Here is a 25,203-nt window from a genome sequence, read left to right as displayed (position 1 = left end):
GGTCCGCGCGCCGCGCGAGCACGGCGATGGCCACGAAGAACGCTAGCGTCAGGAGGATGTAGGCGAGGTCCGCCATGGGGAACCTCCGGTGTGGAAAGGAGCAGGGACGTCAGGCTCACGGACCCCCGGACCGGCCGGGCGGGCGCCCGGTTGGCGGCCCAGCCACGCCGTACACCGCCCCGGCGCCGGGCGGCAGGGTTCCTGGCCGGTCGGGCCGGTCCACCTCGTGCAGCTGGAAGGGGACGGACGCGAGGACGACCCCGGGGGTGAAGAGCAACCGGGCCTTGAGGCGCAGGGCGCTCTGGTTGTGCAGCACCTGCTCCCACCAGTGGCTGACGACGTACTCGGGAACGAAGACGACGACCAGGTCGCGGGGCGACTGCCAGCGCACGGCGCGGACGTGGTCCACCACCGGCCGGGTGATCTCCCGGTACGGCGAGTCGAGCACCGTGAGCGGGACCGGGATCTCGAACTCCGCCCACGCCCGGCGCAGGGCGGCGGTCTCCTCGTCGTCGAGGTTCACCGTGACGGCCTCGAGCGTCGTCGGCCGGGTGGCGCGGGCGTAGGCGATGGCCCGCATGGCGGCCTCGTGCAGCTTCGAGACCAGGATGATGCCGTGCACCCGCGGCGGCAGCGCGCGCGAGGCGGACGGGTCCGCGACGGTGATCTGCCGCCCGACGGCGTCGTAGTGACGCGCGATGCCGCGCATGGCGAGGAGCACGAGCCCCATGAGCAGGATGGTGATCCAGGCGCCGTGGGAGAACTTCGTGACGAGGACGATGACGAGCACCACCGACGTGAGCACCCCGCCGAAGGCGTTGATCGCGCGCGAGCGGTGCATCCGCGCCCGGGCGCGCCGGTCCTGCTCGGTGAGCAGGTACCGGCTCCAGTGCCGCACCATCCCGAACTGGCTGAGCGTGAAGGAGACGAACACGCCCACGATGTAGAGCTGGATGAGCCGGGTGACCACGGCGTCGAACGCGACGATGAAGGCGCAGGCTCCCGCGGCCAGCAGCACGATGCCGTTCGAGAAGGCCAGCCGGTCCCCGCGGGTGTGCATCTGCCGGGGCAGCAAGCCGTCGCGGGCGAGGACCGAGCCGAGCGCCGGGAAGCCGTTGAACGCGGTGTTCGCGGCCAGCACGAGGATGAAGCCCGTCGTGATCGTCACCAGGACGAACAGCACCGGCACGCCATGGAAGACCGTCGCGGCGATCTGGCTGATCACCGGGTCCTGGTTGTAGCCGGGCCCCACCGGCTGACCGTTGTCGAGCAGCTGGGTGGCGGGGTCCTGGGCGAAACGCAGGCCGGTCGCACCGGCGAGAAGCAGGATCGACATGAGCATGGTCGCGGCGATGAGGCCCAGGAGGAGCAGCGTCGTCGCCGCGTTGCGGGACTTCGGACGGCGGAACGCCGGCACCCCGTTGCTCACGGCCTCGATGCCGGTCAGGGCCGCGGAGCCGGACGAGAAGGCCCGCAGCACCAGGAAGCCGCCGGCCAACCCGGTCAGCCCCTGGCTGAAAGCGGCCTCCGGGACCAGCTGGAAGCCGGCCGAAGCCGCAGGATGCAGCGTCCCGGTGACCGCCTGCACCAGCCCCACGAGGATCATCAGGCCGATCGACCCGATGAAGGCATACACCGGGATGGCGAACGCCGTGCCCGACTCGCGCACGCCCCGCAGGTTGAGCACCGCCAGCACCACCACGACCGCCACCCCGAGCGAGACCTCGTGCCCCCGGGCCGCGGGCAGGGCCGCTGCGAGGTACTGCATCCCGGAGGCGACCGACACCGCCACGGTGAGCACGTAGTCCACGAGCAGCGCGCTGGCCACCACCATGCCCGCCCGGTGCCCCAGGTTCTCCCGCACGACGGCGTACCCGCCGCCGCCGGAGGGGTAGGCGTGCACGGTCTGCCGGTAGGAGGCGACCACCGCCATCATGACCACGACCACGGCAAGGCCGACCCAGGGGGCCAGCGTCACCGCCGCCATGCCGGCCAGCGACAGTGTCAGCAGGATCTCGTCGGGCGCGTACGCCACCGACGAGAGAGCGTCGGAGGCGAACACCGGCAGCGCGATGCGCTTGGGCAGCAGCGTCGCCGCCATGCGCTCGCTGCGCACGGGCCGCCCGACCAGGGCTCGCTTGAGGAGGTCTGGGACGCTCGGTGCGCTCATGACGTCTTGCCCCGTTCGCCGGCCCCGCAGCCGACACCAGCCTGATTGTCGACCCTGACGGCACCGGTCGGCACCCCCGGTGACGCCGTCTTAGCGCGGCGACGGCGGATCTTGACGGATCCCTGACGCCCGACCGGTCCCCAGGGCCGGCGCGTAGAGTCCGCCGCGCACGCCGCCGACCCGGGCGGCCCCGGCGCCGAGGAGGGCCCCATGCAGGCGGTGGCCGCGCACATCCTCGACCTGCCAGGGTGGGTGGCCCTCGCCGTGGTGTTCCTCGTCCCCGCGCTCGAGGCCTCGGCGTTCGTCGGGTTCGTCTTCCCGGGCGAGGTGGCCCTCATCCTCGGTGGGGTGCTCGCCTTCGAGCAGCGGGTCAGCCTCGCCGCGGTGCTCGTCGCCGGGGTGCTCGGCGCGGTCATCGGCGACAGCGCCGGCTACGCCATCGGGCGGCGCTGGGGACGCCGGCTGCTCACCGGCACGGTCGGCCGATGGGTCCGCCACGACCATCTGGACCGGGCCGAGCACTTCCTCGCCGAGCGCGGCGGGAAGGCGGTGTTCATCGGCCGGTTCACCGCCGCCCTGCGGGTGCTCATCCCCGGCCTCGCCGGGATGGCGCGGCTGCCCTACCGCACCTTCGCGGGGTACAACATCGCCGGCGGCACGCTGTGGGCCGTCGCCGCCGTCCTCCTGGGCTACCTCGGCGGCAGCAGCTGGCAGCACGTCGAGCACATCGCCTCCCGGGTCGGCCTGGGGATCCTCGTGCTCGTCGTGCTCGCCCTCGTCCTGGGACGGGTGCTGCGCCCGGAGCGGCGCGCGCGCCTCGCGGCCCGGGTTCGCGCGAGTCCCCGGCTGCAGCGGCTGCGGCGGCGCTTCCCCCGGCAGGCGGCGTGGCTGGGCCGCCGCGTGGCCCGCCGGCCCACCGGGCTGCCGATGACGCTGGCAGTCGCCGTGGGCGCCGGCGCGGTGTGGTGGTTCGTCGGCACCACCCAGGACGTCGTGGCCCACGAGGAGTTCGCCCTGCTCGACCCGGTGGTGCGGGCCTGGGTCGAGGCGCACCAGTACGCCTGGGCCACCGCGGCCGCCCAGGTGCTCATGTGGCTGGGCAGCTCGGTGGTGCTGGTCCCGGCGCTGGTCGTGGTCGGCGCTCTCATCCGGGGGCGCACCGGGCGGTGGGGTCCGGCGGTCGAGCCGCTGGCGATGTACCTCGGGGCGGTCGCGGCGCGCGACCTCGTGGCCGCGCTCGTCAACCAGCCCACCCCCGGCGGCGGCCCCGTCCCCGCACTGTCCACCTACCCCGCGGCCCACACCGTCCAGGCCCTGGTGGCAGCGGCGGCCCTCGTCCACGTCCTGCTGCGCCACGTCCCCGGCACCAGGCCGGGCCTGCTGGTCCCCGTCGCCGCGGTGCTCGCGAGCGCCGTCGCCGCCACCGACCTGTACCTGGGCACCCACTGGCTCACCGACGTCACCGGCGGCCTCGCCCTGGCCACGGCCTGGCTCGCCGCCTGGGCGGTGGTCCACCTGGCTCTGCAGGGACGTCCGGACCTGACGCGCGGGGCGGGCGGCGCGCCGCCCGCCCCGACCCGGCCGCGCTGAACGCGACATCCTGCGCCCCGACCCGGCCGCGCCGAGCGGGCGACTCGCACGCTCCCAGCCGGCGTCCCGCCGCCCCGGTGGCGGCGTCACGGTTCGGCGCGCACCATCGCCGCCGTGGGTGCCTCGACGCGGCGCGTGACGGGCGAGCCCTGGCGGGCGCGCCTGGGACCCGCCGCCGCCCGGGCGTGGCACGACGCCCCCGGCACCGCTCGCGCGGCGCTGCGGCTCGTGCTCTCCAGCGACCTGGCCCTGGGGTACGCGGCCGTGGTCGCCGCCGTGACGATCGTGCTCCAGCTCGTCCCGCCCGAGGTGCGCGCCGACGTCGTGCAGCGCTGCAGCACGAACCTGGAGAACCTGCGGGACCGGCCGGTGTTCGTGCTCGTCGTCAGCGCCTTCGTCGTGCCCAGCCTCTCCGGGCTGCTGCAGCTGCCGCTGCTCCTGCTGGTCTACGCCACCGGGCAGCGGTGGGTCGGGCGCGCGGGCACCGTGCTGGCGGCCGGGTTCGGCCACGTCGGAGCCACGCTGTTCGTCGCCGCGCTCATCGCCTCGGGCATCACCCACGGCCGGCTGGCCGAGAGCGTCGCGCAGGCCTCCGACGTCGGCGTCAGCTACGGCATCGCCTGCATGGCCGCGTTCATCCTCTCCCGGGTGCCGCCGCAATGGCGCGGCCTGTACGTCGCCGCCGCGGCGGGATACTTCGTCGGGCCGCTGCTGCGGCACCAGACCTTCACGAACGTCGGTCACGCGACCGCGTTCCTGCTCGGCCTCGGCCTGGCCCTCCTCGCCGCCCGGGTGGCGCGGGCCGCCCGGGCGGTGGCCGCGCCCCGATGACCGGGCCCGACCCGGGGTCCGGGCCGCCCACCAGGAGCCGGCGGCGCGACCTCGTGCCGGTCGCGGCGCCGGTGGCCGCCGTGGCCGCGGCCGTCCGCCTCCTGCCCGTGCTGGCCGGTGGGGGGCTGCGGGGGGCGGGCGGCTACGACGACGGCGTGTACTTCACCGCCGCGACCGCGCTGGTGCACGGCCGGGTGCCGTACGCCGACTTCGTCCTCCTCCACCCGCCCGGGATCACCCTCGTGCTGGCGCCGTTCGCCGCGCTGACCTGGTGGGTGCCCGACAGCGTCGCGTTCGCCGTCGCCCGGGTCGCCTTCGTGGCCCTCGGGGCCCTCACCGCCGTCCTCGTCGCCCGGCTCGGCGAACCGGCCGGCCGCGCCGCGGCGCTGACGGCGGGCCTGGCGTACGCCCTCGCCCCGGCCGCGGCGTACGCCGAGCGGACCACGATGCTCGAGGGCCCGGCCAACCTGTGCCTGGCGGGGGCGCTGGTCGTGCTGCTGGCGCGGCCGCTCCCCACCGCCCGCGCGGCGCTGGGGGCGGGCGCGCTCCTCGGGCTGGGGGCCGGCGTGAAGGTCTGGGGCGTCGTCCCGCTCGCCGTCGTGGCCGGGTGGGTGGCCCTGCATGGCGGGAGGCGCCGGCTCGCGCAGCTGCTCACCGGGGCCGCCGCTGCCCTGACCGCCGTGTGCCTGCCCTTCTTCCTCGCTGCCCCCGGCGAGATGGTGCGCTACGTCGTGCTCGCCCAGCTCGGCCGTGCGCGCATGGCGGCCGGCTGGACGGACCGGCTGGCCGGGGTGGTGGGCCCGGCCCTCGGCCCGGCCGCGGCACCGCGCCCGGCCGAGGTGGCGCTGGTGGCGGCCGGCTGCGTGGTGGTGGGTCTGGCCGCCTGGTCGCTGCGGCGGGACCGGCGCGCGCGCCTCTTCCTCGCGCTCGCCGGCGCGGCCGTGCTGACGCTGCTGGCCAGCCCCACGACGTTCCGCCACTACGGCGCGCTGGCGGCCGTGCCGGTCAGTGTGGTGCTCGGCCTGGCGGTGCAGCGAGCGCGCGACGGCCCCGTGCGCCACCGGCGGGCGGCGCAGGCGCTCGTGGCGGGCGGTGCGGCGGTGCTCGTCACCGCCGCCGTGGTGTCGCTCGGACCGGCGAACGCCCCGTTCCCCCGCGTGCTCGCCGACGCGGCGCGCAGGGTGGACGGCTGCGTCACCGCCGACGACCCCACCGCGCTGGTGCTCATGGACACCCTCGCCCGGGACCTGACCCGCGGCTGCCGGGTGTGGGTCGACGTCTCCGGCCTCACCTACGACCCGGCCCGGCCCGGTCACGGCACCCCGCGATCCCGGGACCAGCGGTGGCAGCGGGAGGTGCTCGGCTACCTCGCCTCGGGGGCGGCGACGCTGGTGCACCGCCCGGCCACGGGCCTGGGCGCGGCCTCCCGGGCCACGGTGGCCACCTGGCCGGTGCTCGCCGAGGCCGACGGGTTCCGGCTCCGCGCGCCGCGCCCGTGACCCCGCCAGGTCCCCCGCCGCGGTCAGCCCTTCAGGCCGGCGAGGAGGTTGACGGTCGCGGCGATGGCGACCACGCCGATCAGGTAGGAGAAGAGGGCGTGCTCGAGCACGGCGCGGCGCATGTCGGTGGTCTTCAGCTGGGTGTCGCTGACCTGGAAGGTCATGCCGACGGTGAAGGCGAGGTAGGCGAAGTCCGTGTAGGACGGGTGCGTGACGGCGCCGAAGTCCACGACCGGGGCGGTGCTGGTGTAGTACAGGTGCGCGTAGCGGGCGGTGAACGCGGTGTGGACGGTCGCCCACGCCAGCGCCACGCTCGCGACGCTCAGCAGGGCCCGCCCCACCTCGGCGGCGGCCCCGCCCGAGCGGCCCACGAGCAGCAGCGCCACGGCGCCGAGGCTCACCAGCGCCGCGCCGTTGACGATGAGGTGCACCGGGCGGCGGCCCGGGTCCTCGCGGGCGGCGTGGGCGGCCGTGGCGGCGCCGTCCATGTGCCCGATCGTGATCCACATCCAGCCGACGTAGACGCCCGCGGCGACGATCCAGCCGAGCAGCAGCCCGATCGGCCAGTCGACGACGGTGCCGGCGGCGACGCCGCTCGCCGCCCCGAGCACCGCGGCGACCACCAGCCGGGTCGCGGCGGTCGGGCCCAGCTGCGCGTTCGCGCCGCGCCGGTCGGGCGTCATGACAGCCCCCTCCCCGTTGCCGCGCCCGTGGAGGGGTGCGGTGCGTCGGCCGGGCCCAGCGCCAGGACGGCGCACCCCGCCACGGCGAGCAGCACCGCCGCCGCAGCCACCCCCGCCCAGCCCGGCCGGACGGCGTCGCCGAGCAGCGCGACCCCGACGACGGCCGGCACGACCACCTCGACCGTCCACATCACGGCCGTGGCGGGCCCGACGGCGCCGCGCTCGAGCGAACGGGCGTAGGCCAGCAGCCCGACCAGCCCGAACACCGGGATCACCCAGAGCAGCGGGTCGGCGAGCAGGCCCACCACCACCCGGGTGCCCGGCGTGCCCGGCCCCGGCGCGCGCACCGCTCGAGCGCTCAGCGCCGCGCCGGAGAACGCCGCCCCGGCCACCACCGCGAGCGCCGCCGACCGGCCGCGGGGGTACAGCGCCAGCAGGGCCAGCGCGCACAGCGCGAGCGCGCCGAGCATCGCGGCGGTGAACGGGGCCGGCGGGCGGTGGGGCGCCTGCTCGCCGGCGGAGGCGGCGACGGCCACCAGCGCGAGGGTGACCACCGCGATCGCGGCGATGTCACGGCGCCGCAGCCGGGCGTCGAGGAACACCCGCCCCAGCACGGCGGTGACCGCCAGGGAGCCGGCGAGCAGGGCCTGGACGGCGAAGAGCGGCAGGTGGCGCAGCGCCACGAGGGAGGCCAGCCACGCGACCAGGTCGCATCCCAGGCCGGCGAGGTACAGCGGGTGGCGCAGGGCGGCCGGCCCGCTGGCGCGGGAGGTGGCGGCGGCCTGGAGCACCGAGCCGGCGCCGTACCCGACGGTGCCGGCCAGCGCGGCGAGCAGCGCGAGCGTCACGGCCCGCTCCGGCCGACGAGGCGCCCGATCACCGGCACGTCGGTCACGCCCTCGGCGCCGGCGATGGCCACGCCCTGCGAGGCCAGGAGGTCCACGGTGCCGACCGCGGCGTAGCGCGGCACCCAGCGCGGGCCGTACTTGGCGTTGAACCGCCACAACGACTCGATCTGGGCGCTGGCCGAGGCGCGCCGCAGCACCCGGCGGGCCAGCCGCCCGCCGGCCGAGGCGTCGTGCTCGCCGGCGACGATACGGCGCCACACGGCGAAGTTCAGGCCCAGCGCCTTCCCGCCGACCTCGCGCACGTGCCGGATCGTCTCGACGATGAGGAAGTCCATCACGCCGTTGGGCATCTGGCCGGTGCCGCGGCGCATGACGTCGAGCGACCAGCCGGGCAGCCGCGGGGCCGGCACCCACTGGATGAACGCCGCCGGGCGGCCCGCGGGGTCGTGGGCCACCGCGACCAGCACCCCGGCGTCGGCCGGGTCGAAGAGCCGGGACAGCGTCATGGAGAAGCCGCGCTCCTCCCCGCCGCGCCGGCCCTCCTCGGACAGGGCGAGCAGGGCCCGCCGGGTGGCCTCGTCGAGCCCGGCCGGGTCGTGGAAGGTGGCGGTGTAGCCGGCGGCGCCCACGCGCCGGTGCGCCCGGCGCACGCTCTGCATCTCGTGCCCGCTCAGGGTGAACGCCTGGCAGTCCACCACGCCCTCGTCCCCGAGGTAGACGCTGCGCAGCCCGCTGGCCTCGTAGAGCGGCAGCCAGTCCTGCGCGGCGCCCACCACCGCGACGGACCAGCCGCAGCTCTCCGCGTAGGCCATGAACTCGGCCCAGACGTCCTCACGTTCCACCGTCGGCCCGATGGGGTCCGGCGAGACGAGGCACACCGTGCCGCGCACGGCGTGAGCCACCACGCTGCGTCCGGTGAAGAACCACTGTTTGTCGTCGCGCAGGGCGAAGAAGTCGAGGCTCCCCCCGCCGTAGCGGGCCACGAGCGTGCGGGCCCGCTCCCGCTCGCGCCGGTGCGCCTCCCCCACCAGCGGCTCCGGCTGCCGGGGGCTGAGCAGCAGCCAGGCCACGCTGGCCAGCAGCGCCACCCCTGCGGCGGCGAGCACCGGGCCGTGGAAGTGCCCGTGCAGCACCGCCACCGTCTGGTTCTGTCCGGTGAGGTCGCGGATGACGACGCCGGCGAGGTCGTTCAGCTCCCGCACGCCGCCGCGGCGGGCCTGGACGGCGACGGCCAGGGACATGCCCACCACGACCACGAGGCCACCGATGCCCGCGACCGCAGCCCGGCTGGCGGCGACCCGGGTGGGCAGCACCGGGAAGGCGCGGTGCTGGGTGGCCAGCCACGCGGCGCCGGCCGCGGCGAGGAGCGCCTCCTCGATGTCGAGGCCCTTGGTGAGGTGCAGCACCACCGAGGCCACCATGAGGCCCTCGGCCGCCACCCAGGCGAGCCGGTGCCCGCGGCGCAGGCCGCGGGCGGTGAGGACCAGGGCGACGGAGACGAACACGAGGGTGAGCACCGCCGTCCGCGGGACGACGATCGGCATGACCTCCAGCAGCACCCGCACCCGGCCGCGCAGCGGCCGCGACAGGGCCGAGAACAGGCCGATGACGCCGAGGCCCGCCGCCACGTACGCCGCCCACCGGCGCGCGTGGTCCCGACGCGCCCACGCGGCTGCCCGGCCGGCGGCCGCGCGTGGGCGGGTCTCGACCGCCGTCACCCGGGCGCGCCGGAGAGGCGGGAGCCGGCGAAGGCCAGCGCGTACGGCAGGCCGGCGACCGTCTCGGTCCAGGTGTGGTGCTGGCCCGGCTCGACCCGCAGCTGCACCTGCTGGCCCCGGGCGGTCAGCTCGGCGGCCAGGGTCCGCACGCGGGCCACGTCGTGCCCGGTGTCGGCGCCGACGTCGAGGAAGACGCCGACGGGCTCGGGAAAGGCCATCGTGGGGATGTAGTGGCGCGGCGAGTTGGCCCGGAACCGGGCGACGTCGCCGCCGAGCAGGTGCCGCAGGTTGGCCGGCCCGGGGTCGCCGTAGGGCTCGAACCCGAGGATGGTCCCGTACAGGTCGAGGTGGTGCAGCCCGACGTTGAGCGCGGCGAAGCCGCCCGAGGACATCCCGCCGATGACCCGGTGAGCCCGGTCGGGAAGGGTCCGGTAGTGCGCGTCGACGTAGGGCAGGACCACGCGGGTGTAGTAGCTCTCGACCTGCGGGCCGCGGACGACGTCGAGGCTCTCGGTGTCGCCGGTGATCCCGCCGCAGGTGTTCATCGCCACGACGATCGCGGGCGGCATGGCATGGGCCTGCACGAGCGACTCCATGACCTGGTCCACCCGCCCGGTCCGGAACCAGTCGCTCGGCGTGCCCGGCGAGCCCGGGATGAGGTAGATGACCGGGTAATGGCGGGTGGGCGAGGTCGCGTAGCCGGCGGGCGTGTAGACGTACGTCGTGCCGTCGGTGACGCCCAGGGCGGGGGCGGCGACGCGGACGGTGGTGAGCTGGCCGGGGTCCGCGGTGGGCGTCGGACCGCCCGGCCCGGCGGCGGCGACCCCGGAGAGCCCGGCCGCCTGCGCCAGCGCGCCGGGGGTGGGGAAGTATCCGGAGTAGGCGTTGACGTAGGCACCGGTGGCCAGCGCGACCACGCCCAGGACGGACACCGTGCGGAAGACGAAGCGGCCCCGGCCCATGCCGGCGGGCCCGCCCGCGCGGCGCACCCGGCGCAGGAGCAGCAGCGCCAGCACCGCACCGACCACGGCCAGGGCGGTGCCGACCAGCGGCGAGGTCAGGAGCCCGTGCTGGTGTGCGAGGCGGGCCAGCAGCTCGTGCGGTGCGACCGCGCTCGACGGCGTGAGTCCCACTCGCATCTCTCCATTGAGTCACACGGACCTGGGACGCACCTGAGCGCGGGCTGAGGGCTCCCGCTCCACGGGTGCTGAGGTCCATCCTTGTCCCTGTGACCCTCCGGTGTCACCAGCCCTCGGCCCCGCCGTGCCGACGCGGGGGGCGCTGACGTGGTGCGCGCGGCACCGGCGACCCGGCCCCACCGCTCCGGCCCGCCGGGCGACGTCTGGGGCCTGTCCCGGCCCGGGTCGGGAGGCGCCCTGGGCGGTCGCGTGGTGCGCGCCCTCGCGGCGATCGCCGTCCTGGCGCTCGTCGTGCCCGCCGTCCTGAGCGACCCGCCCCTGGCCGAGAACCCCCGCTTCGCCGGCGACGTCGTCGTCTTCTACCCCGAGCACCCCGACGACGAGGTCCTCCTCGGCGGCAGCGCCATCCGCGCGGCCCTGGCCCAGAAGGGTCCCGGGAACGTCTACGTCGTCCTCGTCTCGGAGGGTCGCGGGGTGGGAGCGCTCTGGCCGGGTCCGTCCCTCGCCGGGATGACGATCGCGGAGATCGGGGCGCGGCGCGTCGAGGAGTTCCGCGCCGCCATGCGCGCCCTCGGCGTCGAGGCCGGTCACGTCGTCGTCCTCCCCGACCTCAGCCCCGGCCCGGCCGACAACCTCGCCGAGATGCGGGCGACGGCGCTGGATCTGGAGCGGACCGAGGCGCGGGCCGGGCGGTCGGTGACCCATGTGGCGCACTCCTACGCCGCCGATCCCAACGTCCTGCACCGCGCGAACGGGCGGGTCCTGAAGGACCTGGCCGACGCGGGGCTCGTCCACGACGCGCTGTTCTGGGTGCGGCCGTTCGAGAGGCTCGTGATCCCGCGGCGGGACCTGCGGCGCTTCCAGGCGCTGACGCGCGCCGACGTCCGGGCGGTGCGCGCCGCCGCGGCTGCGTACGCGCGCGCCGACCCCGCGGCCGGGCTCGACGCGATCGGATACCGCAGCACGCCCTGGTCCTTCGCGATGCTGACCTCGGACCGGCACCTGACGTCGTACCTGCACACCGCCGCCGTCCCGGGCTGATGGCCGCCCGGACGCGGCGGAGGGCGGCCGGGAGTCCCCGGCCGCCCTCGTTGCGCTGGTCCGTCACCCGGTGGTGGCGGTGCCGGCCCGGCAGCCGTCGCGGCGGTCGACGCTGACCGGCCGGGTGCGCCCTGTGCGTGCCCTCGCTACATGCGGTGCATCGTGTGGTGCCGGACGTGCCGCACGTGGTGCCGGACATTGTGCCGCACGTGCCGGGCGTGTTGCCGGGCGTGGTGCCGGACGTGCCTGACGTGGTGACGCACGTTGTGGTGGGTGCCCCCGTACGGCCCGGTGGCCGTGGTCGAGGCGAAGGCGGTGCCCGCGCCACCGAGGATGGTCCCACCGAGGATCACCGCTGCCAGCGCACTGAGAATCTTGCGACGCATATCAGATCCCTCACTGATCTGCTTCGGGTACTGCTTCTGGCGATCCTCACGCTGCGAGCGGTTACTGGAAGCACGCTGTGAAGACCTGGGGGCAACCTGATAAACCTGACCGACCTGTCAGGTGCCGGCCCGTCAGCGACGACCGTGCCAGCGTGGCGGCAGCCCGAACGCCGTTCCGGCCGCGGCCAGGGTGCCGATCCGGCTGCGGCCAGCAGGGCATCCTGGTCGCGGGGCGGGTCAGCTGCAGCCCGACGTCGACCCGCAGTTCTCGCACACGTAGCAGCTGCCCGCGGGGCGCATCTTCGTCCCGCACGCCAGGCACAGCGGCGCGTCGGCCGCGTGGCCCTGCTGCAGCTCGAGCAGCTCGGCGGTCGAGTGCGCCCGCGACGGCAGCCGCGGCTCGTCCCCGGCGGTCTGGTTGAAGGTCTCCAGCTCCGCCGCGACGTCCTCGGCGGCCTCCTCGTAGGAGCCGGTCTCGGCGTAGGAGCCGGTCTCGGCGTAGCGCTTGCGCTCGGCGGTGGTGTGGACGTTCATGCTCGCCCGGGTCTCGTAGGGCAGGTAGTCCAGGGCGAGGCGGCGGAAGATGTAGTCGACGATCGACTGCGCCATCCGGATGTCCGGGTCGTCCGTCATGCCGGCCGGCTCGAAGCGCAGGTTGGTGAACTTCTGGACGAACACCTCCAGCGGCACGCCGTGCTGCAGGCCGATCGAGACGGCGATGGAGAAGGCGTCCATGACCCCGGCCAGGGTCGAGCCCTGCTTGCCGAGCTTGAGGAAGACCTCGCCGAGGCCGTCGTCGGGGTAGGACCCGGCCGTCATGTACCCCTCGGCCCCGCCGACCCGGAACGAGGTCGTCACGGAGGGCCGGGACTTGGGCAGCCGGCGGCGCACGGCGCGCGGCGGCTCGCCGGGCCCCGGCTCGGCGACCGTCTCCGCCGTCGTCGCCTTGCCGTGGGAGAGCGGCTGGCCCACCTTGCAGTTGTCGCGGTAGACCGCCAGGGCCTTGAGGCCGAGCTTCCAGCCGTCGAAGTAGACCCGCTCGATGTCCTCCACGGTGGCGGCCTCGGGGAGGTTGACGGTCTTGGAGATGGCGCCGGAGAGGAACGGCTGGACGGCGGCCATCATCGTCACGTGACCCATCGGCGCGATCGCGCGCCGGCCCATGGCGGTGTCGAAGACTTCGTAGTGCTCGGGCCGCAGGCCGGGGGCGTCGACGACGTGGCCGTGGCCGGCGACGTGCTCGACGATCGCCTCGACCGTCTCCGCCGGGTAGCCCAGGCGGCGCAGGGCGCGGGGCACCGTCTGGTTGACGATCTGCAGCGACCCGCCGCCGACGAGCTTCTTGAACTTCACCAGCGAGAAGTCGGGCTCGATGCCGGTGGTGTCGCAGTCCATCATGAAGCCGATGGTCCCGGTGGGGGCGAGCAGGGAGACCTGGGCGTTGCGCCAGCCGGCCTCGCCGCCCAGCCGCAGCCCGCGCTGCCACTCGGCGGTGGCGGCGTCGTGGACGGCGGCGTCCATGGCGTTGACCGTGCGCAGGTCGTCGTTGGCGGCGGCGTGCTTGCGGACCACCCGCTGGTGGGCGGCGGCGTCGCGGGCGTACCCGTCGTAGGGGCCCAGGGCCGCGGCGAGCTCGGCGGAGCGGCGGTACGCCGCCGCCGTCATGAGCGAGGTGATCGCGGCGGCGAGGGCGCGCCCGCCGTCGGAGTCGTAGCCGTGGCCGGTGGCCATGAGGAGGGCGCCGAGGTTGGCGTAGCCGAGGCCGAGCTGGCGGTAGGCGCGGGTGGTCGCGGCGATGGCGTCGGTGGGGAAGTCGGCGAAGCCGATGGAGATGTCCATCGCGGTGATGATCAGCTCGACGGCGGCGGTGAACCGCTCGACGTCGAAGGTGTCGTCCTCGCGCAGGAACGTCAGGAGGTTGATCGAGGAGAGGTTGCACGAGGAGTTGTCCAGGTGCATGTACTCGCTGCACGGGTTGGAGGCGGTGATGCGGCCCGCCTCGGGCGAGGTGTGCCAGGCGTTGATGGTGTCGTCGTACTGGAGGCCGGGGTCGGCGCACTCCCAGGCGGCCTGGGCGATCGTGCGGAACAGCGCCCTGGCGTCGACGGTCTCGACGACGTGGCCGTCCTGGCGGGCCCGGAGGTCGAACGTGCCGCCGGTCTCGACGGCGCGCATGAACTCGTCGGACACGCGCACGGAGTTGTTGGCGTTCTGGTACTGCACCGAGGTGATGTCCCGGCCCCCGAGGTCCATGTCGAACCCGGCCGCCCGCAGCGCGCGGATCTTGTCCTCCTCGCGCGCCTTGGTCTCGACGAACTCCTCGATGTCGGGGTGGTCGACGTCGAGGACGACCATCTTCGCCGCGCGCCGGGTGGCGCCGCCGGACTTGATGGTGCCGGCCGAGGCGTCCGCCCCGCGCATGAACGAGACCGGGCCGGAGGCGTTGCCGCCGGAGGAGAGCAGCTCCCTGGAGGAGCGGATGCGCGAGAGGTTCAGGCCGGCCCCGGAGCCGCCCTTGAAGATCATCCCCTCCTCGCGGTACCAGTTGAGGATCGACTCCATGGTGTCGTCGACGGAGAGGATGAAGCAGGCGCTGACCTGCTGGGGCGCGGGCGTGCCGACGTTGAACCACACCGGCGAGTTGAACGCGAAGACCTGGTGCAGCAGCAGCCAGGCGAGCTCGTCGGCGAAGACGGCGGCGTCGTCGGCGGTGGCGAAGTAGCCGTGCTCGCGGCCGGCGGCGGTGTAGGCGCCGACGACGCGGTCGATGATCTGGCGCAGGCTGTGCTCGCGCTCGGGGGAGCCGACGGCGCCGCGGAAGTACTTCGTCGCCACGATGGTCGAGGCGTTGACCGACCAGGACGCGGGGAACTCGGTGCCGTGCTGCTCGAAGATCGTCTCGCCGGTCTTCCAGTTGGTCTGGACGATGTCCCGGCGCTCCCACGCGACCTGGTCGTACGGGTGCGTGCCGGCCGTCGAGAACACGCGCGGGATCGTCAGGCCCCTCCGGCGGGAGGTGCGGGCCGATCCCTTGGGGGCGGGGGTCACGGACATGTCGTCTCCTTCGCGTCGCCCAGGACCCGAAATGGGCGTCTTCGTTCCCATTGTCCGCCTGTTCTGACGCCGTGTCACCACAAGATGTGGGGTGCTTCTGCTGACACCACCACCATATGTAGTGGTTGAGCCAGTGTGTGGGACCTCCGTCACACGCCTCGCCGACGCTTCCGTGCTGACCTCGTCCGTCCGGTGCGCGCGGGAGGCACCGGTGGCGTCGCGGGGTCGACGGTTCATCCGACGTCGCGGTCGGCACCGTCAGCACCCGCCACGACGGCTGCCGTTGCCGGGGCGACCCCGACCGCCGTGCTGCGACGGCGGTCGAGGTCGGCAACGAGCCGGGCTCAGGCGCCCGCCTGCCGCCGGGCCGCCTCCTGGCCCGCGAGGTAGCCGAACACGAGGCCGAGGGAGATCGTCCCTCCGGCGCCCCCGTAGAACCCCTTCGTCGGTGCGCCGCCGGCGTTGCCGGCGGAGTACAGGCCCGGGATGACCTGCCCCTCGGTGTCGAGCACGTGCCCTCGGGCGTCGGTCCTCGGGCCGCCCACGGTGCCGAGCGCGCTGGCCTCGACCTTGAGCGCGTAGTAGGGCGCGGTGGCGACCGGCCCGAGGACGCTGGACCGCGGGCTCTTCAGCACGGGCCGCATGATCGCGGCGAGCGGCCCGACGACGAGGGAGCGCAGCCGCTCGAAGTCGGCCTTCTTCGCCGTGGCCGCCGCGGCCTTGTTCACGACCGGCCCGATCGCCTTGGCGATCACCGTCCGCGCCTTGGCGGTGGCGGCGGGGAATCGCGCGTCGGGCGAGTTCTTGCCCAGCCGGGGGTAGAACGCGCCGAAGTACCGGTCGAAGAGGGTGCCACCGCGGTTGAACTGCGGGTCACGGCCGCGTGCGGCCTCGGGGTTGAACCGGTCGACGGTGCGCAGCAGCGCGACCTCGTCGACCCCGATCTGGCCCGCCAGCTCCGCCAGCGTGCTGGCGCGGTGGAGGTAGTCGGGCACCTCTCCGCCTGGCGTGACGCCGAAGATCCCGAACTTCGTCCAGTAGCTGTGGTCGAAGATGAGCCATGCCTCGGCGTTCGGCATCTCGCCGGTCTCCGGGTCGACCTCGCGCATGATCGCGCCGAACTGGTCGTACGCGAGCGCCTCGTTCGCGAAGCGCTCGCCCTTGCGGTTGACCATGATGCTGTGCGGCAGCGCACGCTCACCGAGGAACACCCGGGCGAGCGGACGGCCCTCGAGCGTCTCGCCGGGCAGCTGCACCCCGGGCATCCACCACGCGTCCTCCATCCCGGCGAGGTCGGCACCGATCTCCTCGCCCAGCTGGACCGCGATGCCCTCGTGGCCCTGGGGCGAGACCTGCACCCCGAACGGCGCACCGAGATGGGTCGTGGCACGCTCGTCCGAGCTCTCGAAGCCGCCGGTGGTGAGCAGGACTCCCTTGGTGGCACGGACCGTCCGCTCCACGCCGTCGGCCTGGACGACGACGCCGCGCACCCCCGACTCATCGGTGACGAGCCGGACCGCGGGCGCCTCGACCCGGACGTCGACGCCGTTGCGGAGCCCCGCGTCGAGCAGGGCGCCGACCAGCGCCGGTCCGGCCATCCACACGTCGTCGCTGCTCAGTCCGTTGAGCATCCAGAACGGGAGCGGGTTCTTCGCCATGCCGGTCGTCAGGGCCGGTCGCACGAACCTGGCGGCCTCCCCCAGCCGCTCGGGGGAGAAGGGGCCGGGGAAGAGCGCCCGCCCGATCGACGCGCCGTCGATGTCGGACCGGTAGTCCGGCCAGATCGCCGGGATCCACCCGAAGGCGGTGTGCTCCTCGATGTAGCGGGCGACGTGGGGCCCCGTCTCGAGGAAGGCCTCGATGATGTCGTGGTCGAGGGTCTGGTCCCGGCCCTGGCCGTACATGTAGCGCCGAGCCTTGTCCAGGTCGTCGTGCACCTTGAGCTGCTTGGTGGAGAAGCCGTGGTCGGGGATCCACGCGGCACCCGCCGAGATCCCGGTCGCGCCACCGACGATCTCCCGGGACTCCACGACGAGCACGCGCGCCCCCTGCTTGGCGGCGGTGAGCGCCGCCATCAGCCCCGCCCCGCCGGAGCCGACGACGGCGACGTCGACCTCCTCAGGGATGCCCTGCTGTGCCACGGTCCCGATGGAGCCACGGTGCCGCGTCGAGCTGTCAACCACGATTTCCTCCTCAGTGTCGCGAATGTCCCGGCAGGTCGCCTCACGCCCGGTCGGCCCCCACAGGAAGACGGCGCGCGCGGGGCCGTGCCGGCCACCGTTGCCACCAGACCATATATCTCACGCGCAAGCAACTTCCCGGCAAGGTAATATTGTTCCTCCGGAAGGAGCAGCCGCCATGACCACCCCTGCCGCGGGGCCCACCACGCCCGACGACGCGACCGCCGTCGCCCTCTGGGGCCGTGTCATCCAGGGCTTCCAGACCACCAACCGGCGCGTGCACGCCGCGATCAACACGGCCTGCAACCTCAACGAGGCTGAGGTCGAGACCCTGCTCAACCTGCACCGCAACCCCGAGCGCCGCGCCCCCATGGCGACGCTCGCCCGGGCGGTCGCGTACACCAGCGGCGGCTTCACCAAGGTCGCCGACAAGCTCGCCGCCCGCGAGCTGACCGCGCGGGTGGCGTGCGCCGAGGACCGCCGCGTCACCTACCTCGAGCTGACCCCCGCCGGCGAGCAGCTCGCCGGCGAGCTCGCGTGCCTGGCCGCCGACATCAAGCGCTCAGTGTTCGTCGAGGTCCTGGGCCCCGAGCGGGCCCGGCTCGTGGCCGACGCCATGACCGCGCTCTACCACGCCAACAAGGAGACCAGGCGCTGAGCCGTGCGGCGCCCGTGGGCACCTGTGCGTCCCGGCCTCCGACCGGGCAGCGCTGGGAGGGGCGCGACCGGCGAGCCGGGCGGCAGGCGGGGCGCGCTCCCGCCGGAGGGAAGGTCAGGACCGCCCGCCTGGGGCGAACGCCGCCCGCGCCGCCGCCCGCCGCAGCGTGGCGAGCACTGGACGCCCGAGCAGCAGGACGCCGAGCGCCGTCGTCACCGCCCGGCCCAGGTCCCAGGCGAGCGAGGTGGCCAGGCTGAAGAGCAGGAACCGGTGCAGGTTCGCCGCGGCCGGGTCGCCGGCGACGAAGGACAGCTGGGTGCCCAGGCCCAGCTGGACGGGCCAGAAGGAGAGGTTCATCGCCAGCCCGAAGGCCAGCGCGGCGACGACGGCGTAGCCGGCGAGCAGGGCCAGCTCGGCCGCGCCGCGCGGACGCCGCGGGAGCAGCCCCGCACCGAGGCCCACCCAGGCGGCGCCGAGCATCTGGAACGGCAGCCAGGGTCCCACCCCGCCGGTGAGCAGGGCCGAGGTGAACAGGGTGGTCGCGCCGAGGACGAACCCGAAGCCCGGGCCGAAGACCCGGGCGGCGAGCACGAGCAGGAAGAAGACGGTCTCCACCCCCGCGGTGCCGGCGGCGAGGGGGCGCAGCACGGCGCCGACTGCGGTGAGCAGGCCGAGGACGGCGACGGCCTTGACGTCGAGGTCCCCGGCGCCCAGGCCGACGAACAGCACCGCCAGCACCCCGGCGAGCACGAGCGCGAGCACCAGCGGCGCGTCCGCGCCCAGCGCGGCGGCGGCGTCGACGAGCAGCGGCCAGCCGAAGGCCAGCACGCCCACGGCCGAGGCGAGCGCGAGGGCCACGACGGTCCGGCGGCTGAGCGGCACGGCGGCGACCGTCAGGCGCGGCTCCCCGCCCCCGGCCGGCGTCCGCCGGCGCCACCGGCGGACCGGGCTTTCCGCCGGCCCGCTCACGGTCGCCTCCCGAGCCCGGCGCGCACGTCCTCGACGGTGAGCAGCGGCAGCGGGCGCAAGATCTTGGCGACCTGCGGCGCGAACGCGGCCGAGCCGGCCAGGACGTCGCGGGCCGGCCCGTCGGCGATGACCTCGCCCTCGGCGAGGACGAGGGTGCGGTGGGCGCACCCGGCGACGAACTCGACGTCGTGGCTGGCCAGGAGCACCGCGCGGCCCTCGGCCGCGAGCGCGCCCAGCGCCCGCGACAGGGCGGCCTTCGCGGCGTAGTCGAGGCCGCGGGTGGGCTCGTCGAGCAGGACGACCGCCGGGTCGCCGGCGAGCTGGACGGCCAGGGCGAGCGCGAGGCGCTGGCCCTCGGACAGGTCGCGGGGGTGGCGGCCGGCGGGCACCCCGGGCGCCAGGGCCTCGAGCGCGCCGGCCGCCGTGCCGGGCGCCGCGCCGGCCTGGGCGTCCGCGGCGGCGCACTCGGCGGCCACGGTGGGCAGGTAGAGCAGATCCGACGGCGACTGCGGCACCAGGGCGACGCACCGGCGCGCCTCGGCGGGGGCCAGCCGGGCGGGGTCGGGGCCGCGGTCGCGGTCCGGGCCGCCGCGGCCTCGGGCGCCACGGCCTCGGGCGCCGGGGGCCCGGGCGCCGGGGCCGGCGGCGACTCCGACCAGCTGCACGGTGCCGGCCCCGCGCGGGCCCTGGCCCTGCAGCGCCCACAGCAGGGACGACTTGCCCGCGCCGTTGCGGCCCAGGAGGGCGACCACCTCGCCCGCGCGCAGCTCGAGGTCCACGCCGCGCACCGCGTGCACCGCGCCGTGGCGCACGTGCACGCCGGCCGCGCGCAGCAGCGGCGCGCCGGGCGCCGGTGCGTGGACCGGCTGTGCCCGCGCGGGTGCGTGTGCCCGGTCCGGCCCGGACGGCGTCGCGAGCCGCTCGCGCAGCGGGCCGGCCGCGCGGCGGGCGTCGCGCACGGACAGGGGCAGCGGCTCCCACCCGGCGAGCCGGCCGAGCTCGACGACCGGCGGGGCGACGGCGGCGGTGGCGAGCACGGTGGCCGGGTCCCCGGCGGTGGCCCCGCCGTCGGTGTCGAGGGCGACCACCTGGTCGGCGAACTGGACCACCCGCTCGAGGCGGTGCTCGGCCAGCAGCACCGTCACCCCCAGGTCGTGCACGAGCCGGGCGAGGGCCGCGAGGACCTCCTCGGCGGCGGTGGGGTCGAGCGCGGAGGTGGGCTCGTCGAGCACGAGCACCCGTGGCTGGGCGGTGAGGACGGCGCCGATGGCCACCCGCTGCTGCTCGCCGCCGGACAGCGTGGCGAGCGGCCGGTCCCGCAGCGCGGCCAGACCGAGCAGGTCGAGCGCGTCCTCCACGCGGGTGCGCATGAGCCCGGGCGCGACGCCGAGCTGCTCCATGCCGTAGGCGAGCTCCTCCTCGACGGTGTCGGTGACGAACCCGGCGAGCGGATCCTGGCCGACGACGCCGACGACGTCGGCCAGGTCGCGCGGCAGGTGCGCGGCCGTGTCGCGGCCGTCGACGAGCACCCGCCCGGTGAGCAGCCCGCCGGTGAAGTGCGGCACGCGCCCGCACGCGGCGCCCAGCAGCGTGGACTTGCCGGCGCCGGTGGGTCCGACGACCAGGCACAGCTCGCCCTCGGCCACCGCAAGGTCCACCCCCCGCAGGGTGGGCGCGGCGGCCGCCGGGTAGGTCACCGAGACGTCCTCGACGCGGATCATCGGCCCGCCCCCGCGCCGGCCGGCAGCGGCACGAGCGCCAGCGCCGCGGCGAGGACGGCCACCGGCGGCAGCTGCCACCACAGGGGGCTGCCGCCGGCCGGGACCAGCGCGGCGGGGTCGGCGGCGGCCGCGAGGGCGACGGCGAGCCCGGCCGCGGCCCCGCCGGCGGCGATGACGCTCTCGCGGGCGCGCCACGGGTCGGGCCGGTAGCGGGTGCGGCGCACCCGCCGGCCCGCGACCACCGAGGCCTCGGCCGCCACCGCGGCGCCGAGGGCGAGCAGGGCGAGGGTCAGCGGCCGGGGCGCGGCGGCGTCGAGCAGGCCGTAGGTGCCCAGGGCCGCGGCGCCGAGCGCGACGACCAGGGCCGCGCCGAGACCGCGACGCCCGCCGGGGGTGGCGGTGCGGGCGTAGCCGCGCGAGTCCATGGACGCCGCCAGCGCGAGCGCGTGGTCCAGGGCGTCCTGGAGCACCGGCACGAGGCGGGCCGCGGCGGCGCGCGGGCTGCGGCCGGTCAGCCCGCGCAGCCGCTGGGCGCGCCGCACCCGCGCCACCGCCCCGACCAGCTGGGGGGTGACGGTCACGGCGACCACCACGGCGGTGCCGAGATGGTGGAGGGAGGCGGGCAGGCAGCGCAGCGCCCGCTTGGGGTTGGCCAGGGCGTTGGCGGCGCCGAAGCAGACGACCAGGGCGGCGAGCCGCAGCCCGCCCACCGCCGCGTCGAGCAGGCCCCAGGCGTGGACCGGGCCGAGCAGCTCGACCCCGCGCACCCAGCCGGGCAGGGCGATGGCGGGCAGCTCGAGCACCACGGGCCCGGCGCCGTCGACCCCGAGCAGGACGTAGAAGCCGACCCGCACGGCGACGATGACCGCGCCGAGGACGAGGTAGCCGGGGAAGGCGCGGGCCCAGGGCGAGTCGTCCCGGCAGGCGGCCACCACCAGGACGACGGCGGCCAGCAGCAGGGCGAGCACCAGCGGGTGCGTGGTGCGGGAGACGGCGACGGCGAGCCCGAGCGCCCAGGCCCACCAGGCCACCGGGTGCACGCCCCCGCGACCAGCCTGCCCCTGCGGCCGCGCTTCCGAGCGGCCCAGCCGCCCTGGCGGCGGCGCCTGCGCCGCCGCGGCTCTCGCCGTCGTCATGGCTCAGCCGCGGCCACGGCGGCGGGCCATCACGCCGGCCGCGGCGAGCAGGACGACGGCGGCCCCCAGCGCCAGGTACGCGGTGCGGGCCGGCTTGTGGTCCCCGGCGGCCTGCGGCGCGCTCGTCGGGGAGGAGGCGGTGCCGGGCGAGGGCGTGGGGCCCGGCGTCCCGGTCGCGGCCGCGGCCAGCGCGGCAGGGGTGACGCCGGGCGGGGTGGCGCCGTCGTTGTACCGCCAGCCCTCGAAGGACCCGGGGGCCGGGTTGGCGGTGTCGGCGCCCTCGGTGCGCGCGGTCCACTCCCCGCCGGGGCCGGTGGACCAGTACGCCCAGTAGCGCCCGTCGAACGCGGTGGGGCACGGGTCGGGCAGGTCGTCGATCGCGCAGATGAGGCCCGGCTGGGAGTCGGTGGTGGTGAAGCCGGCCCCCGTCAGCGCCTCCCGCCCGGTGGCCGGGTCGCCGGGGGCGCAGCCGGCGCGCACGTCCCCGCCGAGGTCGGTGAGGTCGACGACGACGGTGACCCCGTCCGTGTCCGCACAGGCACCGGGGGGCGCGGAGGCGGTGGGCGCGGACGTGGCGGGGGTCCCCGCGGCCGGACCGGTACTCCCGGCGGCCACGGCGGGCGCGGGGGCCAGCACCACCGCGGCCAGGCCCAGGGCGAGGGCGGCGGTCCGGGCGGGACGGGGCAGGGGACTCATGCTGCGATGCCTCTCAGGTGCGGCCGGGACGGGTCCGGCACCTGACCGCGCCGAGGGGGCACGGGTCGGGCTCCGGGCTCGTCCGCAGACCTCGACGGATGGAGCCGTACCGTCCCGGCCAGGCATTCCGGCTCGCCGGGCGGAGGGCCGCCGGGCCTACGGTTGCGGGTCAGCGCCGGGCTTCGACCGGCTTCCCCTGGTTCGAGACGTTCGTTCTGTTTTCACTACTGTCCTCCCGCCGGGGCGGGAGTGTCATGCGTTCCGAGCCCGGGCGCAGCGCCATGCCCGCCGCCGCCCGCGGGCCCCAGCGCCGTGCTCGCTGCCTCCCGCGGGCGGGAGTGCCATGCTTCGGCGGGTGAGCAGCAGGATCTACACCCGCACCGGCGACGACGGGACCACCGGCCAGTTCCTCGGCGGCCGCGTGTCCAAGGCGGACCCGCTGGTGGAGGCGTGCGGCGACGTCGACGAGACCGTCGCCCTGCTCGGCGTCGCGCGGGCCGGCTGCACCGACCCCGAGCTCGCCGACCTGCTGCTGCGGCTCCAGCGCGACCTGTTCGTCGTCGGCGCGGACCTCGCCACGCACCCGGAGCGGCGCCACCACCTCACCGACACGGTGTCCCGGGTGACGCCGGAGATGGTCGCCGACGTCGAGGCGCTCATCGACCGGCTGGTCGCCGAGCGGCCGCTGCGCCCGGTGTTCGTGGTGCCGGGCGCGACGCCGCTCAGCGCGGCCGTGGACCACGCCCGCACGGTGGCCCGCCGGGCGGAGCGGCACGCGGTCGGCGCCCGGACGGGCGGTCGCGCCGTGAGCGCGACGGCGCTGGAGTACCTCAACCGGCTCTCGGACCTGCTGTTCGTGCTGGCCCGGCGGGCCGCGGGCGACGCCGAGGAGCCGGCCAGCCACGACTGAGCCGTGGTGCTGCGCGCCATGGTGCTCCTGCCGCCTCGGCCGATGGGGACACCTGCGAACCTAGGACGTCCCCCCGAGCGCCCCGGGGACGTAGGTCCCGGCCTCGGCGGGGTGCCCGAGGACGGGACGTTCGTCCCTGGAGAGGCCGCGCCGCGGCGGCCGCGAGGGCGGGTCGTCGAGACCGATCAGTGACACACGTTATTCGGTCGTAACTTTCCACTTGAACTTTCCGGTAATGTCTCCCCTGCTTCGGGACTCCCCCGTCCCGCAGCCTTCGTGCGGAGTCCGAACCCTGCCGCCGCACGGAGCCGACCGAAACCCGCGGCAGGGACGGGGGAACCAGTGATCGTGGCCCACCAGGGCCTTGGGGTGAAGTGCGGCCAGGACGGCGCACCGGGCGGCTCCCGCCCGAACCCGACAGCTCACCCCGCAGGATGCAGGAGAGGTAGTCAGTGAAGTGAGTACGTCCGCGTCCGTCACCGCTCGCCACCGCCGTGCATGCCGTCCCTCCACCCCTCTGACCGAATTCGGTGAGCGCCTCTCGGGCACCGGTGCCCGCCGCGGCCTCGCCACCGTGGCCACCTCCGGCCTCGTGCTCTCCCTCGCCGCCACCTCGGCCTCCGCCGCCGAGACCAGCGCACTGCCGCGCGTCGACGTCTCCGCCGCCGCGGCCGAGGCCGTGACGGCGATGATCACCACGCCCAGCGTCGTCGCCCCGGCGGACGTGACGTGGAGCGTCGACGAGCTCGAGGTCGCCGTCCGCGCCCCGCGCGCCGTCGCCGTCGAGCGGCCCGAGGCCGCCGCCTCCCGCTCGGGTGAGCGTCCCGCCCTGTCCGCGGCGCTGGCGGCCGAGGCTCCCGCCCGCGAGGCGGCCCCGGCTCCCCTCGCCTCGGCCAGCGCCATCGTCAACTACGCGCGCCAGTTCACCGGCACGCCCTACGTCTACGGCGGCGTGACGCCGGCCGGGTTCGACTGCTCCGGGTTCACCCAGTACGTCTTCGCGCACTTCGGCATCAACCTGCCCCGCTCCTCCGGCGACCAGCGCTACGCCGGCACCGTGGTCTCGGCCGCCGAGGCCCAGCCCGGCGATCTCGTGTGGTGGCCCGGTCACGTGGGCATCTACACCGGCGGCGGCAACCACATCGCCGCCCGGCAGCCGGGCACCGCGCTGCACGAGGGGCCCATCACCCACTCCAGCCCCACCTTCATCCGGGTGGGCTGACACTCGCAGCAACGACGAGAGGGGCGACCACCGGTCGCCCCTCTCGTCGTCTGTGCGGCGGGGGCGAGCACGGGCGGCAGAGGTGGCATGAAGATGCCACGGCCGGTTCCGGTCTATTTCGGACGTTCCAATTCGGGTGTAGTCGACCCAAAATAGGGGGCATGAGCACCACAGGGGGAACCAGCACACCGGGCCGGGCCGCGGACCCCCGCGCCCGCCGCACCATCGCCGCGCTGCAGCAGGCGCTCCTCACGCTCTGCGCCACCACGTCACCCAGCGAGATCGACGTCTCGAAGCTGTGCCGGGCGGCGGGGGTGCACCGCACCACCTTCTACAAGCACTTCACCGCGGTCTCCGAGGTGGCCGAGACCATCGTCGCGGACCTGCTCGAGCGCATCGACTCCGCCCCGATGGACCCCGAGCGGGGCTACCGGGCCTGGCTGGACGAGGTCCTCGCCCAGGCGGTGCGCCGGCGCGGCACCTACTCGCACTTCCTCGGCGCCGACGGCGACCCCGCCGTGGTCCGCAACGTCTGCGACCGCCTCGTGCGGCGCACCGCCGAGGTGGTCCCGGCGTCGGAGGACCCGGGCAACGCCGACGTGCTGGCGCACACCCTGGCGTTCGCCTCCTACGGCCTCATCGAGGCCGTCATCGCCAACGAGGACCTCGACGTCGCGGCGTCGGTGGACGCCTTCGTCGGCCAGCTGCCACGGACGCTGCGGCAGCAGAGCGCCGCGGCCTGAGCGCCGTCC

General features: G+C 75.7%; 20 protein-coding genes and 1 riboswitch. Of the genes, 8 read left to right on the top strand and 12 right to left on the bottom strand.

The window, feature by feature from the left end:
- Nucleotides 1-115: 115 nt before the first annotated feature.
- On the bottom strand, nucleotides 116-2,170 hold the full coding sequence (locus GD880_RS04780) for an APC family permease (RefSeq protein ID WP_152230487.1): 2,055 nt from the start codon (nucleotides 2,168-2,170) through the stop codon (nucleotides 116-118).
- A 210-nt stretch (nucleotides 2,171-2,380) separates the two neighbouring features.
- Between GD880_RS04780 and GD880_RS04775 the strand changes: the two genes are divergently transcribed.
- From GD880_RS04775 to GD880_RS04770, 3 genes are all read left to right on the top strand, one after another.
- The gene (locus tag GD880_RS04775; protein ID WP_152230486.1) at nucleotides 2,381-3,760 is read left to right on the top strand and encodes a DedA family protein; all 1,380 of its coding nucleotides are present in this window, start codon (nucleotides 2,381-2,383) and stop codon (nucleotides 3,758-3,760) included.
- A 114-nt stretch (nucleotides 3,761-3,874) separates the two neighbouring features.
- Nucleotides 3,875-4,591: a rhomboid-like protein gene (locus tag GD880_RS20225; RefSeq protein WP_193314361.1), complete on the top strand. Its 717-nt coding sequence runs from the start codon at nucleotides 3,875-3,877 to the stop codon at nucleotides 4,589-4,591.
- Nucleotides 4,588-6,090, top strand: a complete 1,503-nt coding sequence (locus tag GD880_RS04770) for a glycosyltransferase 87 family protein (protein WP_193314360.1) — start codon at nucleotides 4,588-4,590, stop codon at nucleotides 6,088-6,090. Before GD880_RS20225 ends, GD880_RS04770 begins: the two co-directional genes overlap by 4 nt.
- 23 nt (nucleotides 6,091-6,113) lie before the next feature.
- Here the strand turns inward: GD880_RS04770 and GD880_RS04765 are convergent, their stop codons facing one another.
- The 4 genes from GD880_RS04765 to GD880_RS04750 form a co-directional block, all read right to left on the bottom strand.
- A complete protein-coding gene (locus tag GD880_RS04765) occupies nucleotides 6,114-6,773 on the bottom strand; it encodes a DUF1345 domain-containing protein (RefSeq protein WP_152230484.1) in 660 nt (219 codons plus the stop codon).
- Entirely contained in the window at nucleotides 6,770-7,621 is an 852-nt protein-coding gene (locus GD880_RS04760; protein WP_152230483.1) for a hypothetical protein, read from the bottom strand. The genes GD880_RS04765 and GD880_RS04760 overlap by 4 nt, the downstream gene beginning before the upstream one ends.
- Nucleotides 7,618-9,249, bottom strand: a complete 1,632-nt coding sequence (locus tag GD880_RS04755; protein WP_152230482.1) for a bifunctional lysylphosphatidylglycerol flippase/synthetase MprF — start codon at nucleotides 9,247-9,249, stop codon at nucleotides 7,618-7,620. Before GD880_RS04755 ends, GD880_RS04760 begins: the two co-directional genes overlap by 4 nt.
- An 86-nt stretch (nucleotides 9,250-9,335) precedes the next feature.
- Nucleotides 9,336-10,478, bottom strand: coding sequence for an alpha/beta hydrolase (locus GD880_RS04750; RefSeq protein ID WP_152230481.1), 1,143 nt, complete (start codon nucleotides 10,476-10,478; stop codon nucleotides 9,336-9,338).
- Nucleotides 10,479-10,625: 147 nt separating this feature from the next.
- Here GD880_RS04750 and GD880_RS04745 point away from each other — a divergent pair, with 147 nt between their 5' ends.
- Nucleotides 10,626-11,519 carry a PIG-L deacetylase family protein gene (locus tag GD880_RS04745; protein ID WP_152230480.1) on the top strand — a complete coding sequence of 298 codons (894 nt, stop codon included), beginning with the start codon at nucleotides 10,626-10,628 and terminating at the stop codon, nucleotides 11,517-11,519.
- Nucleotides 11,520-11,665: 146 nt separating this feature from the next.
- Here GD880_RS04745 and GD880_RS04740 read toward each other — a convergent pair whose 3' ends face one another.
- The 3 genes from GD880_RS04740 to GD880_RS04730 form a co-directional block, all read right to left on the bottom strand.
- Nucleotides 11,666-11,905: a hypothetical protein gene (locus GD880_RS04740; protein ID WP_152230479.1), complete on the bottom strand. Its 240-nt coding sequence runs from the start codon at nucleotides 11,903-11,905 to the stop codon at nucleotides 11,666-11,668.
- Nucleotides 11,906-12,142: 237 nt separating this feature from the next.
- Nucleotides 12,143-14,959, bottom strand: a complete 2,817-nt coding sequence (locus tag GD880_RS04735; RefSeq protein WP_152230478.1) for a vitamin B12-dependent ribonucleotide reductase — start codon at nucleotides 14,957-14,959, stop codon at nucleotides 12,143-12,145.
- A gap of 344 nt (nucleotides 14,960-15,303) precedes the next feature.
- Nucleotides 15,304-17,142 (bottom strand): FAD-dependent oxidoreductase, encoded by a 1,839-nt coding sequence (locus GD880_RS04730; protein WP_152230477.1) that lies wholly within the window; start codon nucleotides 17,140-17,142, stop codon nucleotides 15,304-15,306.
- Between the two features lie 175 nt (nucleotides 17,143-17,317).
- Here GD880_RS04730 and GD880_RS04725 point away from each other — a divergent pair, with 175 nt between their 5' ends.
- Entirely contained in the window at nucleotides 17,318-17,797 is a 480-nt protein-coding gene (locus tag GD880_RS04725) for a MarR family winged helix-turn-helix transcriptional regulator (RefSeq protein ID WP_152230476.1), read from the top strand.
- A 114-nt stretch (nucleotides 17,798-17,911) separates the two neighbouring features.
- Here GD880_RS04725 and GD880_RS04720 read toward each other — a convergent pair whose 3' ends face one another.
- The 4 genes from GD880_RS04720 to GD880_RS04705 all read right to left on the bottom strand — a co-directional run bounded on the left by GD880_RS04720 (nucleotide 17,912) and on the right by GD880_RS04705 (nucleotide 22,319).
- Entirely contained in the window at nucleotides 17,912-18,679 is a 768-nt protein-coding gene (locus GD880_RS04720; RefSeq protein WP_226909384.1) for an ECF transporter S component family protein, read from the bottom strand.
- 83 nt (nucleotides 18,680-18,762) lie between these two features.
- A complete protein-coding gene (locus GD880_RS04715) occupies nucleotides 18,763-20,487 on the bottom strand; it encodes an ABC transporter ATP-binding protein (protein ID WP_152230475.1) in 1,725 nt (574 codons plus the stop codon).
- Nucleotides 20,484-21,527, bottom strand: a complete 1,044-nt coding sequence (locus GD880_RS04710; RefSeq protein ID WP_193314359.1) for a CbiQ family ECF transporter T component — start codon at nucleotides 21,525-21,527, stop codon at nucleotides 20,484-20,486. The genes GD880_RS04715 and GD880_RS04710 overlap by 4 nt, the downstream gene beginning before the upstream one ends.
- Nucleotides 21,528-21,626: 99 nt before the next feature.
- A complete protein-coding gene (locus GD880_RS04705; protein WP_152230473.1) occupies nucleotides 21,627-22,319 on the bottom strand; it encodes a hypothetical protein in 693 nt (230 codons plus the stop codon).
- A gap of 355 nt (nucleotides 22,320-22,674) precedes the next feature.
- Here GD880_RS04705 and GD880_RS04700 point away from each other — a divergent pair, with 355 nt between their 5' ends.
- From GD880_RS04700 to GD880_RS04690, 3 genes are all read left to right on the top strand, one after another.
- Nucleotides 22,675-23,229 (top strand): cob(I)yrinic acid a,c-diamide adenosyltransferase, encoded by a 555-nt coding sequence (locus GD880_RS04700; protein WP_226909383.1) that lies wholly within the window; start codon nucleotides 22,675-22,677, stop codon nucleotides 23,227-23,229.
- A gap of 302 nt (nucleotides 23,230-23,531) precedes the next feature.
- A riboswitch (cyclic di-AMP (ydaO/yuaA leader) is annotated at nucleotides 23,532-23,679 on the top strand.
- Nucleotides 23,680-23,803: 124 nt separating this feature from the next.
- On the top strand, nucleotides 23,804-24,451 hold the full coding sequence (locus GD880_RS04695; protein WP_226909382.1) for a C40 family peptidase: 648 nt from the start codon (nucleotides 23,804-23,806) through the stop codon (nucleotides 24,449-24,451).
- Nucleotides 24,452-24,612: 161 nt separating this feature from the next.
- Nucleotides 24,613-25,194 (top strand): TetR/AcrR family transcriptional regulator, encoded by a 582-nt coding sequence (locus GD880_RS04690; RefSeq protein ID WP_152230471.1) that lies wholly within the window; start codon nucleotides 24,613-24,615, stop codon nucleotides 25,192-25,194.
- Nucleotides 25,195-25,203 lie beyond the last annotated feature (9 nt).

It is taken from the genome of Georgenia ruanii (genome assembly GCF_009193175.1).
In the GTDB taxonomy this organism is placed as follows: domain Bacteria; phylum Actinomycetota; class Actinomycetes; order Actinomycetales; family Actinomycetaceae; genus Georgenia; species Georgenia ruanii.
The sequence above is the reverse complement of the archived record's forward strand: the minus strand, read 5'-3'. Positions and strand labels throughout refer to the sequence as shown.